The 17314-nt window shown below is 73.3% G+C and carries 12 protein-coding genes, 1 rRNA gene and 1 pseudogene; all 14 read left to right on the top strand.

Features of this window, described 5'->3' with window-relative positions; genetic code table 11:
- Positions 1 to 108 precede the first annotated feature (108 nt).
- Complete coding sequence (locus tag GC157_08200) at positions 109 to 879, top strand: hypothetical protein (GenBank protein MBI1377446.1); 771 nt, start codon at positions 109 to 111, stop codon at positions 877 to 879.
- Positions 880 to 1005: 126 nt separating this feature from the next.
- Positions 1006 to 1761: pseudogene (locus GC157_08195) on the top strand (hypothetical protein).
- Between the two features lie 344 nt (positions 1762 to 2105).
- Positions 2106 to 3173, top strand: a complete 1068-nt coding sequence (gene pheS, locus GC157_08190) for a phenylalanine--tRNA ligase subunit alpha (protein ID MBI1377445.1) — start codon at positions 2106 to 2108, stop codon at positions 3171 to 3173.
- Positions 3173 to 5692, top strand: a complete 2520-nt coding sequence (locus tag GC157_08185) for a phenylalanine--tRNA ligase subunit beta (GenBank protein MBI1377444.1) — start codon at positions 3173 to 3175, stop codon at positions 5690 to 5692. Before pheS ends, GC157_08185 begins: the two co-directional genes overlap by 1 nt.
- A gap of 46 nt (positions 5693 to 5738) precedes the next feature.
- The gene (locus tag GC157_08180; protein ID MBI1377443.1) at positions 5739 to 6779 is read left to right on the top strand and encodes an N-acetyl-gamma-glutamyl-phosphate reductase; all 1041 of its coding nucleotides are present in this window, start codon (positions 5739 to 5741) and stop codon (positions 6777 to 6779) included.
- Positions 6776 to 7927: a bifunctional glutamate N-acetyltransferase/amino-acid acetyltransferase ArgJ gene (gene argJ / locus GC157_08175; protein MBI1377442.1), complete on the top strand. Its 1152-nt coding sequence runs from the start codon at positions 6776 to 6778 to the stop codon at positions 7925 to 7927. Before GC157_08180 ends, argJ begins: the two co-directional genes overlap by 4 nt.
- Complete coding sequence (gene argB, locus GC157_08170; GenBank protein ID MBI1377441.1) at positions 7924 to 8883, top strand: acetylglutamate kinase; 960 nt, start codon at positions 7924 to 7926, stop codon at positions 8881 to 8883. The genes argJ and argB overlap by 4 nt, the downstream gene beginning before the upstream one ends.
- A complete protein-coding gene (locus GC157_08165) occupies positions 8880 to 10106 on the top strand; it encodes an acetylornithine transaminase (GenBank protein ID MBI1377440.1) in 1227 nt (408 codons plus the stop codon). The genes argB and GC157_08165 overlap by 4 nt, the downstream gene beginning before the upstream one ends.
- Positions 10103 to 10606: an arginine repressor gene (locus GC157_08160; protein MBI1377439.1), complete on the top strand. Its 504-nt coding sequence runs from the start codon at positions 10103 to 10105 to the stop codon at positions 10604 to 10606. Before GC157_08165 ends, GC157_08160 begins: the two co-directional genes overlap by 4 nt.
- Positions 10607 to 10649: 43 nt before the next feature.
- A complete protein-coding gene (locus GC157_08155; protein ID MBI1377438.1) occupies positions 10650 to 11861 on the top strand; it encodes an argininosuccinate synthase in 1212 nt (403 codons plus the stop codon).
- Positions 11862 to 11919: 58 nt separating this feature from the next.
- A complete protein-coding gene (argH, locus tag GC157_08150) occupies positions 11920 to 13281 on the top strand; it encodes an argininosuccinate lyase (GenBank protein MBI1377437.1) in 1362 nt (453 codons plus the stop codon).
- Positions 13282 to 13294: 13 nt separating this feature from the next.
- A complete protein-coding gene (locus GC157_08145; GenBank protein MBI1377436.1) occupies positions 13295 to 13939 on the top strand; it encodes a DNA-3-methyladenine glycosylase in 645 nt (214 codons plus the stop codon).
- Positions 13927 to 15321: a tyrosine--tRNA ligase gene (locus GC157_08140; GenBank protein MBI1377435.1), complete on the top strand. Its 1395-nt coding sequence runs from the start codon at positions 13927 to 13929 to the stop codon at positions 15319 to 15321. The genes GC157_08145 and GC157_08140 overlap by 13 nt, the downstream gene beginning before the upstream one ends.
- Before the next feature lie 573 nt (positions 15322 to 15894).
- A 16S ribosomal RNA gene (locus GC157_08135) occupies positions 15895 to 17314 on the top strand; the annotation flags it as partial.

The following is a 17314-nucleotide window of genomic DNA, read 5'->3' as shown; positions in this document are numbered from 1 at the left end:
GTGACGAAACACTTACGGCCCCAACGCTTTTCAGCGGTCCAGATGCGTCAGACTGACCCTGGTCGCGCTGCGGTCGGAGTGGCGCGTGTGCCCGAGAGGGGTCGTCGCATGTCGCGCAACCACCTGAAGCTGCCGCTGCTCGAGGAGACCGGCTACGTCGTCCTCGACTCCTACCAGAACCCCATCGACCCGGCCGAGTGGAAGGACCTCGAGTACGTCGACTGGAAGTCCTCCGGCGACACCCGCTTCGCGCCGCTGGCCTCGGCGTACGGCCAGGTCGAGTGCAACGGCTTCTGGCACTTCGACCCGCCCAAGCCGGACAAGGACGGCGTCTGGATCGACTCGCAGACCGCCGTGGCCCCCACGCTCGTCGAGCGCGTGAAGGCGATCGGGGCCAACGTGGGACGCTGCCGCATCATCGAGCTGCAGCCCAACACCTACGCGGACGCGCTCTACAACAGCCACCTCGACGACAACAACCGGCTCAACCCGGACGGCGAGGGCTGGGTGCTGCGCTGCTTCATGCAGCTGACCCACAACCCCGACTCGGTGATGGTGCTGCGCGAGGACATCGACGACCCGTCCACCGAGACGCGGATCTCGCTGCCGGCCGGCGCCCAGCTCGTGGTCGACAGCGAGCGGATGTGGCACTCGGTGTGGCACCAGGGCGACGAGCCGCGCTACTGCCTCATCACCTCGGTCGAGTCCGGGCCGGAGCTCGAGAAGTGGCTGTGGGAGAACTCGCCGACGACGCACGTCGAGAGCGCCTTCCTCGACCAGGGCACCGCCGTCGAGGGCGAGATCCTCGCCCAGCAGCGCCGCGCGGCGCGCACGGCGTACTACGGCTACGACCCCACCCGGGTGATGTCGGAGGCCTGACCCCCGGACGCGGCGGGTGGCGCCCGGACGCGTGAGAACGGACACACCGCTACTTAGGGTTACCTAAGTAGCGGTGTGTCTGCGGCATGATGGACCCGGACGGACCCCCCGACGTGTGAGGAACCGATGGCGTACACCGAGAACGGCTACACCAAGCTTGAGGCCTTCCGTGAGAACGGCTACGTGGTGCTCGACAGCTACGACCAGGCGGCGGACCCGCAGGAGTGGCTCGACATCGAGTACGTCGACTGGAAGTCGTCGGGCGAGACCCGCTTCGCGCCCCTCGCCTCGGCCTACGGCGACCTCGAGTGCGACGGGTTCTGGAACCACACCCCGCCCAAGACCGACAAGGACGGCGTCTGGGTGCCGGCGAACGCGGACAAGGCGCCGAACCTCGTGCGCCGCGCGCAGGAGCCCGGGGCCAACATCGGGCGCTGCCGCGTGATCGAGCTGCAGCCGAACCTCTACGGCGAGACGCTCTACAACTTCCACCGCGACGACAACAACCGGCTCAACCCCGAGGGCACCGGCTGGATCGTGCGCGGATTCTTCAACCTCACCGACAACCCGGACTCGGTGATGGTGCTGCGCGAGGACAAGGACGACCCCTCGACCGAGACCCGGATCCCGCTGCCGGCCGGCGCGCAGCTCATCGTCGACACCCAGCGGCTCTACCACGCGGTCTGGCACCAGGGCGACGCCCCGCGCTACTGCCTCATCACCTCGTGGGAGTCCGGCCCCGAGCTCGAGGCCTACATCGAGAAGTACCACGGCGTGAGCCGGGTCGACTCCTACCCGCTCACCGACGAGGAGCTGGCCGCCGGCGAGCAGCTCGCGGCCGACAAGCGGGCCGCGCGCGCCGCAGCGCTGGCGGCGCGCGGTGCGGACCCGCGCTTCGGCGACGGCACGCTGCGGGTGCACGAGGAGTCGATGGGCATGGAGCAGGAGCAGCTCTCCGAGGCCTGATCCGTCCTCCTCGTGGCGCGCCGAGCGCCAACCTGGTCGACCCGGGCGCGGGTCGCGGCCTAGTGTCGGGCCGTGACCCGCGCCCGTTCCCGTCGTGACGCCGCCGCCGGCGGCCGCACGACGCTGGGCTCCTGCGGGCGATTTCGCCGGCGCTGACCGGCGCCTGCACCCTTCGGGCCCGCGACGGTCGGCGCCTGCTCCGTTGCCTAGACTCGTCGCCGCCCGCGCGTCCCGCGGGCATCGTCCGGAGAAGAGCGAGCATGTCCGCCCCCAACAAGTCCTTCGACCCGGTCGAGGTCGCCGTGTTGCAGCCCGAGGCCGTGCAGGCCGCCGTCGACGACGCCCTGGCCGCGATCGCCGCCGCCGCCGACCTCGACGCGCTCAAGGAGGTGCGGCTCGCCCACGCCGGCGACCGCAGCCCGCTCGCGCTGGCCAACCGCGAGATCGGCGCGCTGCCCCCGCAGGCCAAGGCCGAGGCCGGCAAGCGCGTCGGGCAGGCGCGCGCGACCGTCCGCGAGGCCCTCGAGCGCCGCCAGGCCGAGCTCGAGGACGAGCGCGACGCGCGCGTGCTCGTCGAGGAGGCCGTCGACGTCACGCTGCCGTACGACCGCCGCCCGGTGGGCGCCCGGCACCCCCTCACGACGCTCCAGGAGCGCGTGGAGGACGTGTTCGTCGCCATGGGATGGGAGGTCGCGGAGGGCCCCGAGGTCGAGGCCGAGTGGATGAACTTCGACGCCCTCAACATCGGCCCCGACCACCCGGCGCGCACGATGCAGGACACCTTCTTCGTCGGCTCCGAGGACTCCGGCGTCGTCCTGCGCACCCACACCTCGCCGGTCCAGATCCGCTCGATGCTCGACCGCCCGCTGCCCATCTACGTCGTGTGCCCGGGCAAGGTGTTCCGCACCGACGAGCTCGACGCGACGCACACGCCGGTCTTCCACCAGGTCGAGGGCCTCGTCGTCGACGAGGGCATCACAGTGGCCGACCTCAAGGGCACCATGGAGCACTTCGCCGCGGCGATGTTCGGCCGCGGCATCCGCACCCGGTGGCGGCCGTCGTACTTCCCCTTCACCGAGCCCTCGCTCGAGTTCGACATCTGGTTCACCGAGGCCAAGGGCGGCCCGCGCTGGATCGAGTGGGGCGGCTGCGGGATGGTCAACCCGCGGGTGCTGCGCGCCTGCGGGATCGACCCGGACCGCTACTCGGGCTTCGCGTTCGGCATGGGCATCGAGCGGACCCTGATGTTCCGCCACGAGGTCACCGACATGCGCGACATGGTCGAGGGCGACGTGCGGTTCGCGACCCGGTTCGGAACGGAGATCTGATGCGCGTCCCCCTGTCGTGGCTGCGCGAGTACGTCGACCTGCCCGAGCACGCCGACGTCGAGGACATCGGCGTGCGCCTCGTGGAGTCCGGGCTCGAGCTCGAGGAGACTGTCCACGTCGCGGCCGACGTCACCGGCCCGCTCGTGGTCGGCCGGGTGCGCGAGATCGAGGAGCTGACCGGCTTCAAGAAGCCCATCCGCTGGTGCCAGGTCGAGGTCGGCGACGCGCACGGCCACCCGGACACCCCCGGGGTGCGCGGGATCGTCTGCGGCGCCCGCAACTTCGTCGCCGGCGACCTCGTCGTCGTCGCCCTCCCCGGCGCCGTCCTCGCGGGCGGGTTCGCCATCGCCTCGCGCGAGACCTACGGCCACGTCTCCGACGGCATGATCTGCTCGGAGCGCGAGCTCGGGCTCGGCGAGGACCACGACGGCATCATCGTGCTCCCGCCCGGCACCGCCGCGGTGGGCGCGGACGCCGGTCCCGTCGTCGGGCTCGGCGACGTCGTGTTCGACGTGACGGTGACCCCGGACATGGGGTTCTGCCTGTCGATGCGCGGCGTGGCGCGCGAGCTGGCGGCCCGCTACGGCACCACGTTCCGCGACCCGGTGCTCGACGACGCCGGCCTGCCGGCCCCGGTGCCCGGCGACGCGCACGAGTGCGTCGTGGAGGACCTCGCGGGCTGCGACCTGTTCACGCTGCGCACGCTCGTGGGCGTCGACCCGGCCGCGCCGTCGCCGTACTGGATGCGCCGACGCCTCGTGATGAGCGGCATGCGGCCCGTGTCGCTGGCCGTCGACGTCACCAACTACGTGATGCTCGAGACGGGCCAGCCCCTGCACGCCTTCGACCGGGCCAAGCTGCGCGGCCCGGTCCGCGTGCGCCGGGCGGCACCGGGGGAGCGGCTCGAGACCCTCGACCACGTGGAGCGGACCCTCGACGCCGCGGACCTGCTCATCGCCGACGACCGGGGGCCCATCGGGCTGGCCGGCACGATGGGCGGCCTCGACACCGAGGTCGACGACACCACGCGCGAGATCGCGCTCGAGGCGGCCCACTTCTCGGCCCCGGCCGTCGCCCACATGTCGCGCCGGCACAAGCTCTCCAGCGAGGCCTCGCGCCGGTTCGAGCGCGGCGTGGACCACGACCTCGCGCCGTACGCCTCCGAGCGCGCCGCCGCGCTGCTGCTGCGCCACGGGGGTGGCAGCTACGTCGGGATGACCGCCGTGGAGGCCGCGCGCGAGCCCGTCGTGGTGGAGCTCGACCCGGCCCTGCCCGGGCGGGTGGCCGGCGTCCCCATCGAGCGCGACGTGGTCGTCGACCGGCTCGCCGCGGTGGGCGCGACCGTGGCCGACGCCTCGGCGGCGGTCCTCGCGGTGACCCCGCCGAGCTGGCGTCCGGACCTCGTCGACCCGGCCGACCTCGTCGAGGAGGTGCTGCGCCTCGGCGGCTACGACGCCATCGCGCCCACGGTGCCCCGGGCCCGGGCCGGCTTCGGCCTCACCGAGGACCAGCGGGCTCGCCGGCGCGCGGGGCGCGCCCTGGCCGCCGCCGGCTACGTCGAGGCGCTCGCCTACCCCTTCGTGGGCGACGCCGACCTCGACGCCCTGGGCCTGCCCGCGGACGACCCGCGTCGGGCCGCGCTGCTGCTGGCCAATCCGCTCTCCGACGAGCAGCCGGCCCTGCGCACGACCCTGCTGCCGGGGCTGCTCGCGACGCTGCGCCGCAACGTGGGCCGGGGCGCCTCCGACGTCGCGCTGTTCGAGACCGGCTCGGTGTTCCGGCTGCGGGAGGGCCAGAGCCCGCGCGGGGTCACCGACCCGCCCCGCCCCTCCGTGCTCGGCCGTCCCTCCGACGCCGACCTCGCCACGCTCGAGGGGCTGCTGCCCGACCAGCCCCACCACGTGGCGGTGGCCCTGGCCGGGCTGCGGACCCCCTCCGGCTGGTGGGGGCCGGGCGAGCCCGCCTCGTGGGCCGACGCCGTCGAGGCGGCCCGCGTGGTCGCCGCGGCCGTGGGCGCCGCGCTCGAGGTGCGCCACGGCACCGCCCCGGCCCCGTGGCACCCCGGCCGCTGCGCGGAGCTCGTCGTGGCCGGCGAGGTGGTCGGCCACGCGGGGGAGCTGGCCCCCCGGGTGTGCGAGAGCGCCGGGCTGCCCCGGCGCACCGCGGCCATGGAGCTCGACCTCGGTGCGCTCATCGCCGTCTCGGGCGGCGTCGTGCGACCCGGGCCGCTCTCGTCGTACCCGGTCGCCAAGGAGGACGTCGCGCTCGTCGTGGACGCCGGCGTGCCCGCGGCGGCGGTGCAGGCCGCCCTCGAGGCGGGCGCGGGCGAGCTGCTGGAGTCGGTGCGGCTCTTCGACGTCTACACCGGCGAGCAGGTGGGGGAGGGTCGCCGGTCGCTGGCCTTCGCCCTGCGCTTCCGCGCCCCGGACCGCACGCTCACCGTCGAGGAGGTCGTCGCCGCGCGCGACGCGGCGGTGGCCGCGGCCGGCGCGGCCGTGGGCGCGGTGCTGCGCGGCTGAACCCCCCCGGCTCCCGGCAATATCGGAATATGTGTATATTGCCGGGGTGAGCACCGCCCCCCTCGTCGCGGCCGTCGTCGGCGCCTCCGGCTACGCCGGTGGCGAGGTCGTGCGCCTGCTGCTCGGCCATCCCCACCTCGAGGTGGGTCCGCTCATGGCCGCGGGCAGCGCCGGCGCCCGCGTCGGCGACCTGCACCCCGGCCTCGCCGCGCTCGGCGAGCGCACGTTCCTGCCGACCGACCCCGACGCGCTGGCCGAGGCGGACGTCGTCTTCCTCGCCCTGCCGCACGGCGAGTCCGGCGCCGTCGCCGCCCGGCTCCCGGCCGACACGGTGGTGATCGACCTCGGCGCCGACCACCGGCTCGAGGACGACGCGGCCTGGACGACGTACTACGGCGGTCACTACGCCGGCCACTGGACCTACGGCATGCCCGAGCTCGCCGGCCACCGCGAGCAGGTCGCGGCCTCGCGCCGTGTGGCCAACCCGGGCTGCTACCCGACGGGGGTGATCCTCGGGCTCGCCCCGCTGCTGCAGGCAGGGCTGGTCGAGCCCCACGACGTCGTGGTGGTCGCGGCGTCGGGCACCACCGGGGCCGGCCGCAAGCCGAGCGACGCGCTGCTGGCGAGCACCGTGATGGGCCAGCTCTCGACGTACAAGGCCGGCGGCGTGCACCAGCACACGCCGGAGATGGAGCAGGGGCTCGGCGAGGTGGCCGGCGAGCCCGTGACGGTGTCGTTCACCCCGGTGCTCGCGCCGATGCCGCGCGGGATCCTGGCGACCTCCACCGCGCGCCTCGCCGGGCCCGCGGGCACCGAGGAGCTGCACGAGGTGCTGCATGCGGCGTACGCCGACGAGCCGTTCGTGACGGTGCTGCCCCCCGGCGCGTGGCCGCAGACCGGGGCCACCCTCGGGGCGAACTCGGTGCACCTGCAGGCCGCCGCCGACCCGCACTCGGGGCGCGCCGTGGTCGTCTCCGCGATCGACAACCTGGTCAAGGGCGCGGCCGGGGCCGCGGTGCAGAACGCCAACCTCGCGCTGGGGCTGCCCGAGACCGCGGGGCTCACCGCGATCGGGGTCGCGCCGTGAGCGTCACCGCCGCCGCCGGCTTCCGGGCGGCCGGGGTGGCGGCCGGCCTGAAGTCCTCCGGGGCGCCCGACGTCGCGCTCGTGGTCAACGACGGGCCGCAGCACGCGGCCGCGGGCGTCTTCACCCGCAACCGGGTCAAGGCCGCGCCCGTGCTCTGGTCGCAGCAGGTGCTGCGCGCCGGCGTCGTGCGCGCGGTGGCCCTGAACTCCGGCGGCGCCAACGCCTGCACCGGCTCGGACGGCTTCCTCGACACCCACCGCACCGCCGAGCACGTGGGCGGCCTGCTCGGGATCGGGGCCGGCGACGTCGCGGTGTGCTCGACCGGACTGATCGGCGTCCGGCTGCCGATGGACCGCCTGGTGGCCGGCCTCGACGACGCCCACGCGTCCCTCGCTGCCGACGGCGGCGCGGACGCGGCCACCGCGATCATGACCACGGACTCGGTCCCCAAGACGGCGGTGGCCTCGGGCGACGGGTTCACGGTGGGCGGGATGGCCAAGGGCGCGGGCATGCTCGCGCCCTCGCTCGCCACGATGCTGGTGGTGCTGACCACCGACGCCGTCGCCGACGCCGCCTCGCTCGACGCGGTGCTGCGCGAGGCCACCCGCACCACCTTCGACCGCGTGGACTCCGACGGGTGCACCTCGACCAACGACACCGTGCTGCTGCTCGCGAGCGGCGCCTCCGGCGTCGCGCCCGGACACGACGCCCTGCTCGAGGCCGTGGGCCGCGTGTGCGCGGCCCTCGCCCGCGCTCTCGTGGCCGACGCCGAGGGGGCCAGCAAGGACATCCGCATCGACGTGGTGCGCGCGGCCACGGAGGCCGACGCCGTCGGGGCCGGACGGGCGATCGCGCGGGCGAACCTGGTCAAGTGCGCGATCCACGGCGAGGACCCCAACTGGGGCCGCATCCTGGCCGAGCTCGGGATGACCGACGCCGCGTTCGAGCCGGACGCCGTCGACGTCGCGATCAACGGGGTGTGGGTCTGCCGCGACGGCGCCACGGGCGAGGACCGCGATCTGGTCGACATGAGCGCGCGCGAGGTGGTCGTCACGGTGGACCTGCGCGCGGGCACGGAGTCGGCCACCGTGTGGACCAACGACCTCACGGCCGAGTACGTGCACGAGAACTCGGCGTACTCCACATGAGCACCACGACCGGCGGCCCGGTCGGCTCTGCCGCCTCGCACGCGGCGGAGCGGGAGGCGGCGCTGCTCAAGGCGTCGGTGCTCGCCGAGGCCCTGCCCTGGCTCGAGCGCTTCCACGGCGCCACGGTCGTGCTCAAGTACGGCGGCAACGCCATGGTCGACCGCGCGCTGGGCGAGGCCTTCGCGGCCGACGTGATGTTCCTGCGCATGGCGGGCCTGCGGCCGGTGGTGGTCCACGGTGGCGGCCCGCAGATCAGCACGATGCTCGAGCGCCTCGGGATCCCGGGGGAGTTCCGCGGCGGCTACCGCGTGACCAGCCCCGAGGCCATGGACGTCGTGCGCATGGTGCTCACCGGCCAGGTGCAGCGGGAGGTCGTCGGGCTGCTCAACGCCCACGGGCCGTACGCCGTGGGGCTCTCGGGCGAGGACGCGCACCTGTTCACGGCAGAGCGCCGGGGCGTGGTGGTCGAGGGCGAGACCGTCGACGTCGGGCTCGTGGGCGAGGTGGTCGACGTGCGCCCCGACTTCGTGCTGCGGCTGCTCGACGACGGCCTGGTGCCCGTCGTGTCCTCCGTGGCCCGGGGCGCCGACGGCGCGGTCTACAACGTCAACGCCGACACCGCGGCGGCCGCGCTCGCCGTCGCGCTGCGCGCCGACAAGCTCGTCGTGCTCACCGACGTCGAGGGCCTCTACGCGGACTGGCCGGCCAGCGACGAGGTGATCCGGCGCATCGCCGTGGGGGAGCTCGAGACGATGCTGCCGACGCTGTCGAGCGGCATGGTGCCGAAGATGGAGGCGTGCGCGCGGGCGGTCCGCGGCGGCGTCCCCCGGGCGCACGTGATCGACGGGCGGCTGCCGCACGCCGTGCTGCTCGAGGTGGTCACCACGGCGGGCGTGGGCACGATGGTGCTGCCCGACCACGCCCCGCTGTTCGAGGACGAGGCGGAGCAGGCATGACCACGCACCCCAGCGGCACGACGGTCACCCCGACGTCGGCCCCCGCCACCGCGGCGCTCCAGGCGCGCTGGGACGCGGTCATGATGCGCAACTACGGCACGCCGCCGCTGGCGCTGGCGCGGGGCGAGGGCTCGACCGTGTGGGACGTCGACGGCCGCCGCTACCTCGACCTCGTGGGCGGCATCGCGGTGAGCTCCCTGGGCCACGCGCACCCCGCCGTCGTCGAGGCTGTCGCCCGCCAGGTCGCGACACTCGCGCACACCAGCAACCTCGCGATCCACGAGCCCGGCGTCGCGCTCGCCGAGCGGCTCGCCTCGATGCTGCCCGGGCGCACCCGGGTGTTCCTCTGCCAGGACGGCGCCACCGCCAACGAGGCCGCGCTCAAGATCGTGCGCAAGCGCACGCAGGGGCTGCGCACCGAGGTGGTGGCCACCCACGGCGGGTTCCACGGGCGCACGCTCGGGGCGCTGTCGGTCACCGGCAGCCCCGCCAAGCGGGCCCCGTTCGAGCCGCTCCCCGGCCCGGTCACGTTCGTCGAGTTCGGCGACCTCGCCGCGATGCGGGCCGCGGTCACCGACCGCACGGCGGCGGTGATCGTGGAGCCGGTGCAGGGCGAGGCGGGGGTCGTCGTCCCGCCGCCGGGCTACCTCGCCTCGGTGCGCCAGATCGCCGACGGCGCAGGGGCGCTGCTCGTCGTGGACGAGGTGCAGTCCGGGATCGGCCGCGCCGGCGAGTGGCTCATGAGCGCGGCGCAGGGCGTGGTGCCGGACGTCGTGACCCTCGCCAAGGGCCTCGGCGGCGGCCTGCCGATCGGGGCGGTGCTCGCCACCGGCGCCGCCGCGGAGGTGCTGACCCCCGGCGACCACGGGTCCACCTTCGGCGGCAACCCGGTGTCGTGCGCGGCCGCGCTCGCGGTGCTGCGCACCATCGACGAGGAGGGCCTGCTCGAGCACGTCCGCGCGACGGGGGAGCGGTGGGCCGCCGCGTTCGACGCCGTCGACCATCCGCTGCTCGCGGCGCACCGCGGCGTGGGCCTCTGGCGCGCCCTCGAGCTCGCGCAGCCGGTGGCCGCCGCCGTCGAGGCGGCGGCCCCCGAGGCCGGCTTCCTGGTGAACGCCGTGCGCCCCACGTCGATCCGCCTCGCCCCGCCGCTGGTGCTCACCGAGGCGGAGGCGGACTCCTTCGTGGCCGCGCTCCCCGCCGTGCTGGACGCCGCCGCATGAGCGCCCCCGCGACCAAGAACGCCCGGCGGGCGCGCATCGTCGACCTGCTCGAGCACCACGCCGTGCCCAACCAGGCGCGCCTGGCGGAGCTGCTGGCCGCCGACGGGGTCTCGGTCACCCAGGCCACCCTGTCGCGCGACCTCGACGACCTCGGCGCGACCAAGGTGCCCGGTCCCGACGGGTCCCTCGTGTACGCCGTCCCCGGCCAGGGCGGGGACGCCTCGCCGGTGGCGGCCGTCGCGGACGAGGCGGCCGTGGCCCGGCTGGCCCGGGTCGCCTCCGAGGTGCTGGTCTCCGCCGACAGCTCGGCCAACCTGGTCGTGCTGCGGACCCCGCCCGGGGCTGCCCAGTTCCTGGCCTCCGCCATCGACCACACCGTCCTGCCCACGGTGCTCGGCACCGTCGCCGGCGACGACACCGTCCTCCTCGTGACCCGCGACCCCCAGGGCGGCAGCGACGTCGTCGCTGCGATGCTGAGCCTCGCGGAGAACGGGCGATGACCCCCGCAACCGCAGCACGACAGACGACGAAAGAGGGACGACCGTGACCGATCGCGTGGTGCTCGCCTACTCCGGCGGGCTCGACACCTCCGTGGCCATCGGGTGGATCGCCGAGGAGACGGGGGCCGAGGTCGTCGCCGTGGCGATCGACGTCGGCCAGGAGGGCGAGGACCTGGAGGTCATCCGCAAGCGGGCGCTGGCCTGCGGCGCGGTCGAGGCCTACGTGGCCGACGCCCGCGACGAGTTCGCCGAGCAGTACTGCCTGCCGGCGCTCAAGGCCGACGCCCTCTACATGGACCGCTACCCGCTGGTCTCGGCGCTGTCCCGGCCGGTGATCGTCAAGCACCTGGTGACGGCCGCGCGCCAGCACGGCGCGACCGTCGTCGCCCACGGCTGCACGGGCAAGGGCAACGACCAGGTGCGCTTCGAGGTGGGCATCGCCAACCTCGCGCCGGACCTCACCTGCATCGCGCCGGTGCGCGACTACGCGATGACGCGCGACAAGGCGATCGAGTTCGCCGAGCGCAACAGCCTCCCGATCGACCAGAGCAAGAAGTCGCCGTACTCGATCGACCAGAACGTGTGGGGCCGCGCGGTCGAGACCGGGTTCCTCGAGGACATCTGGAACGGGCCGATCGAGGACGTCTACTCCTACACGCAGGACCCGGCCGTGGCGCGCGAGCCCGACGAGGTCGTCATCACCTTCACGCAGGGCGTGCCGACCGCGATCGACGGGCGTCCCGTGACGATGCTCGAGGCCATCCAGGAGCTCAACCACCGGGCCGGCGGCCAGGGCGTCGGCCGACTGGACATGGTCGAGGACCGGCTCGTGGGCATCAAGAGCCGCGAGGTCTACGAGGCGCCCGGCGCGATCGCCCTGCTCACCGCGCGCGCGGAGCTCGCCAACGTCACGGTCGAGCGCGACCTCGCCCGGTACGCCCGCGGCGTCTCGCAGCGCTGGAGCGAGCTGGTGTACGACGGCCTGTGGTTCTCCCCGCTCAAGCGGGCGCTCGACGGCTTCCTCGACGAGGTCAACGCCACGGTCACCGGCGACATCCGGATGACCCTGCACGCGGGCCGCGCCGTCGTCACCGGCCGGCGCAGCGAGGAGTCGCTCTACGACTTCAGCCTGGCCACCTACGACACCGGTGACACCTTCGACCAGTCGCTGGCCAAGGGTTTCGTGGAGCTGTGGGGCCTGCCCAGCAAGATCGCCGCGAAGCGCGACGAGCGGCTGGGCCGCGACCTTGGCTGACGACGGCGCCGGCCAGCGGCTGTGGGGCGGGCGGTTCGAGGGCGGGCCGTCCGACGCGATGGCCGCGCTGTCGCTGTCGGTGCACTTCGACTGGCGGCTGGCGCCGTACGACCTGGCCCAGAGCCGCGCGCACGCGCGGGTGCTGCACCGCGCCGGGCTGCTGTCCGACGACGACCTCGAGGCCATGCTGGGCGGCCTCGACGGGCTGGAGGCGGATGTGCGCAGCGGCGCCTTCGTGCCGGCGCCGGGCGACGAGGACGTGCACTCCGCGCTCGAGCGGGGCCTCACGGAACGGCTCGGCGTGCTCGGCGGCCGGCTGCGCGCCGGCCGGTCGCGCAACGACCAGGTGGCCACCGACCTGCGCCTGTTCCTGCGCGACCACGCCCGGCCGCTCGCGTCGGCCGTCGTCGACCTCCAGCGGGCGCTGCTCGAGCAGTCGTGGCGCCACGTCGAGACGGCCGCGCCCGGCTTCACCCACCTGCAGCACGCCCAGCCCGTCTCGTTCGGGCACGAGCTGGCCAAGCACGTGCACGCGCTCGGGCGCGACCTCGAGCGGCTCGCGGACTGGGACCGGCGCACGGCCCTCTCGCCCATGGGCGCCGGCGCCCTCGCCGGGTCGTCGCTGCCGCTCGACCCGCAGGCAGTGGCCGCCGAGCTCGGGTTCCGCGGCGCGGTGCCCAACTCCATCGACGCGGTGAGCGACCGCGACTTCGTGGCCGAGTTCTGCTTCGTCGCCGCGATGGTCGGGGTGCACCTCTCGCGGCTGGGGGAGGAGATCTGCCTCTGGACCTCGCGCGAGTTCGCCTGGGCCCAGCTCGACGACGCCTGGTCCACCGGCTCCTCGATCATGCCGCAGAAGAAGAACCCCGACGTCGCGGAGCTGGCCCGCGGCAAGGCCGGGCGGCTGGTGGGCGACCTGACGGCGATCCTGACCGTGCTCAAGGGGATGCCGTTCGCCTACAACCGCGACCTGCAGGAGGACAAGGAGCCGGCCTTCGACGCGCTCGACACGCTGCTGCTGGTGCTGCCGGCGATGACCGGCTGCGTCGCCACGCTGCGGTTCGACGTCGAGCGCATGGCCGACTCGGCCCCGCAGGGCTTCGCCCTCGCGACCGACATCGCCGAGTGGCTGGTGCGCCAGGGGGTCGCCTTCCGCGAGGCGCACGAGGTCGCCGGGGGCTGCGTGCGCCGGGCCGAGGCGCGCGGCGTCGAGCTGTGGGACCTCACCGACGACGAGCTGCGCGGCATCAGCGAGCACCTCACGCCCGCCGTCCGCGGCGTGCTCACCGTGCGCGGCGCGCTGGAGGCGAGGTCGGCGTTCGGCGGCACGGCCCCGGCCCGGGTGCGCGAGCAGCTCGAGCAGCTCGGCGCCACCGTGGACGCGGGGGCGGCCTGGGCCGCCGCGCGTCCGGGCGGCTGACCCGGGCACCCGCGTGGCCGGCGTCCTCCCGCGGTCCTTCTACGACCGGCCCGCCCCGCAGGTGGCGCGCGAGCTGGTCGGGGCCGTGGTGCGGTCCACGACCGAGCACGGCGTCGTCGCGGTCCGGCTGGTCGAGGTGGAGGCCTACGCCGGCGAGGCCGACCCCGCCTCGCACGCCTGGCGCGGGCCGACCCCGCGCACGCGGGTCATGTACGGCCCGCCCGGGCGGTCCTACGTTTACTTCTCCTACGGGATGCACTGGGCGCTCAACGTCGTCTGCCTGCCGCCCGGCACCGCGTCCGCGGTGCTCCTGCGCGCCGGCGAGGTGGTCGACGGGCTGGAGCTGGCGCGGGCGCGGCGCCGCGCCGGCACCCCGGACGTGCGGCTGGCCTCGGGCCCGGCCAACCTCGCCGCCGCGCTGGGCCTCGACGCCGGGTGGAACGACCTCGACGTCACCCGGCCCGGCGGGGCGCTCACCCTGCGCCGCGGATCGCCCGTCGCCGACGACGCCGTGGCCACCGGACCCCGGGTGGGGCTCACGCGCGGCGTCGAGACCCCGTGGCGCTTCCTGCTCGCCGGCGACCCGCACGTGAGCCCGCCGCGGCGGGCCAACCCCGGTGCCGGCGTGGTGCGGCGTACGCGAGGATGGGCGCCGTGACGACGCAGGACACCGTGCCCGGGGACGCCGTGGCCGACCAGGACTCCTCGGGCGCGGCCGGCCCGCTCGACCTCGACGCCCTCGACCCGGCCGCCCGGGCACGCGTGGGGGTGGTGGACGAGCTGCAGTGGCGAGGGCTGGTGGCGGTGTCCACCGACCTGGAGGCGCTGCGCGCCGAGGCCGCCGCCGGCCCGGTGACGCTCTACTGCGGCTTCGACCCCACGGCGCCGAGCCTGCACTTCGGCAACCTGCTCCAGATCCTCACGGTGCGCCGCTTCCAGCTCGCCGGGCACCGCCCGCTGGCGCTGGTCGGCGGCGCCACCGGGATGATCGGCGACCCGAAGGAGTCCGGCGAGCGCACCCTCAACGAGGCCGACGTCGTCCACGCCTGGGTCGAGCGCATCCGGGCCCAGCTCGAGCGCTTCTTCGACTTCGAGGCGCCCGGCAACGCCGCCGTGATGGTCAACAACTACGAGTGGACCCAGGGCCTGTCCACGCTCGACTTCCTCCGCGACGTCGGCAAGCACTTCAGCGTCAACCGCATGCTCGACCGCGAGGCGGTCGCCGCCCGGCTCGCCGGCCCGGGGATCTCCTACACCGAGTTCAGCTACCAGCTGCTCCAGTCCTACGACTACCTCCAGCTGCACCTGCGCCACGGGTGCACGCTGCAGACCGGGGGCTCGGACCAGTGGGGCAACATCGTGGCCGGGGTCGACCTCGTGCGCCGCGTGACCGGCCACCACGTGCACGCGGTCACCACGCCGCTGGTCACGAAGGCCGACGGCACCAAGTTCGGCAAGACCGAGAGCGGCACGGTGTGGCTCGACGCCGGCCTGACCTCGCCCTGGGCCTTCTTCCAGTTCTGGCTCAACACCGAGGACGCGCTCGTCCCCACCATGCTGCGGCTGTTCTCCTTCCGCGGCCGGGAGGAGATCGAGGCGCTCGAGGCCTCGCTGCGCGAGCGGCCCCAGGCGCGCGAGGCGCAGCGGGCGCTGGCCGAGGAGCTCACCGACCTGGTGCACGGGCGGGCCGAGCGCGACAAGGTCGACGCGGCCGCCCGGGCGCTGTTCGGCCAGGGCGACGTCGCCGCCCTCGACCCGGCCACGCTCGAGGCAGCGCTCGCGGAGGCCCCGCACGCGGAGGTGTCCCGGGCGGACTGGTCGGCGGGTCTCAGCGTCGCCGACGCCCTCGCGCGCGCGGGGCTGGCGCCCAGCAAGGGCGCGGCCCGGCGCACGATCGCCGAGGGGGGAGCGTCGGTGTCCAACGTCCGCGTCACCGACGAGGCGGCCGTGCTCACCGACGCCGACCTGCTCCACGGGCGGTGGGTGCTGCTGCGACGTGGTCGGCGTCACATCGGCGGCATCCGGCTCGCCGACTCCTGAGGCCCTGTGCCGCACCGGCGGGGCTTCTGACCCGTGCCGCGGGATCCCTTGTGCCGCAACGGATCCCGCGTTGCGAGCCAGACGGCGGCGGCGGGCAGGGGGCCGATTTGACGCGGCGCGGGGCCCCCGCCTAATGTTCACGACGTCAGCCCGTCAGGGAGGAACGGACACCGACTCGGTGGCCGGTCCCGGGGTCGGCTCCCACCGCCTCAGAGCAGGCCCGAGAGGGTCTCCGCTCCGTGGCGCGCCCGCTCCGGCGGGGCGGGACACGGAGCACTCCGCCCGGTTTGACCCGGCGAAGCCGCTCCGCTAAGTTAGGCGAGTTGCCCCGGAAGGCCCTCACCGAGACCTCGGTGCGAGTCCATGGTGCGCGCCCGCTCCTTGAGAACTCAACAGCGTGTCAACTATCGATGCCAACAAACCCCGTCCGACGGGTGGCGCCGGCGATCCCGCCGGGACTGCTCGTCGAACAGGTAAGTAATTTCCTTTGGTATTGATCGAGCAAGCTCGATCCATGCCAGGAACTCTTCAGTCGGTCACTGCCGGACTATTCCTCCGGCGTACCAATAGACATCAACGGAGAGTTTGATCCTGGCTCAGGACGAATGCTGGCTGCGTGCTTAACACATGCAAGTCGAACGGTGAAGGAGGGCTTGCCCTCCGGATCAGTGGCGAACGGGTGAGTAACACGTGGGCAACCTGCCCCTCACTCTGGGATAACTCCGGGAAACCGGGGCTAATACCGGATACGACCTGGTGCGACATCACACCAGGTGGAAAGAACTTCGGTGAGGGATGGGCCCGCGGCCTATCAGCTTGTTGGTGGGGTAACGGCCCACCAAGGCGGCGACGGGTAGCCGGCCTGAGAGGGCGACCGGCCACACTGGGACTGAGACACGGCCCAGACTCCTACGGGAGGCAGCAGTGGGGAATATTGCGCAATGGGCGAAAGCCTGACGCAGCGACGCAGCGTGAGGGATGACGGCCTTCGGGTTGTAAACCTCTTTCAGCGGGGACGAAGCGAAAGTGACGGTACCCGCAGAAGAAGCACCGGCTAACTACGTGCCAGCAGCCGCGGTAATACGTAGGGTGCAAGCATTGTCCGGATTTATTGGGCGTAAAGAGCTCGTAGGCGGCTAGTCACGTCGGGTGTGAAAACTCGGGGCTCAACCCCGAGCCTGCACTCGATACGGGCTGGCTAGAGTGTTGCAGGGGAGACTGGAATTCCTGGTGTAGCGGTGAAATGCGCAGATATCAGGAGGAACACCGGTGGCGAAGGCGGGTCTCTGGGCAACTACTGACGCTGAGGAGCGAAAGCGTGGGGAGCGAACAGGATTAGATACCCTGGTAGTCCACGCCGTAAACGTTGGGCGCTAGGTGTGGGGAACCTTCCACGTTCTCCGTGCCGCAGCTAACGCATTAAGCGCCCCGCCTGGGGAGTACGGCCGCAAGGCTAAAACTCAAAGGAATTGACGGGGGCCCGCACAAGCGGCGGAGCATGCGGCTTAATTCGATGCAACGCGAAGAACCTTACCTAGGCTTGACATATACCGAAAACTCATAGAGATATGGGGTCCGCAAGGGCGGTATACAGGTGGTGCATGGTTGTCGTCAGCTCGTGTCGTGAGATGTTGGGTTAAGTCCCGCAACGAGCGCAACCCTCGTCCTATGTTGCCAGCGAGTCATGTCGGGGACTCATAGGAGACTGCCGGGGTCAACTCGGAGGAAGGTGGGGATGACGTCAAATCATCATGCCCCTTATGTCTAGGGCTGCACGCATGCTACAATGGTCGGTACAAAGGGCTGCGATACCGCAAGGTGGAGCGAATCCCAAAAAGCCGGCCTCAGTTCGGATTGGGGTCTGCAACTCGACCCCATGAAGTCGGAGTCGCTAGTAATCGCAGATCAGCAACGCTGCGGTGAATACGTTCCCGGGCCTTGTACACACCGCCCGTCACGTCACGAAAGTCGGTAACACCCGAAGCCGGTGGCC

The sequence above is a fragment of the Frankiales bacterium genome (assembly GCA_016125335.1).
Classification (GTDB): Bacteria; Actinomycetota; Actinomycetes; order S36-B12; family CAIYMF01; genus Longivirga.
The sequence above is the reverse complement of the archived record's forward strand: the minus strand, read 5'-3'. Positions and strand labels throughout refer to the sequence as shown.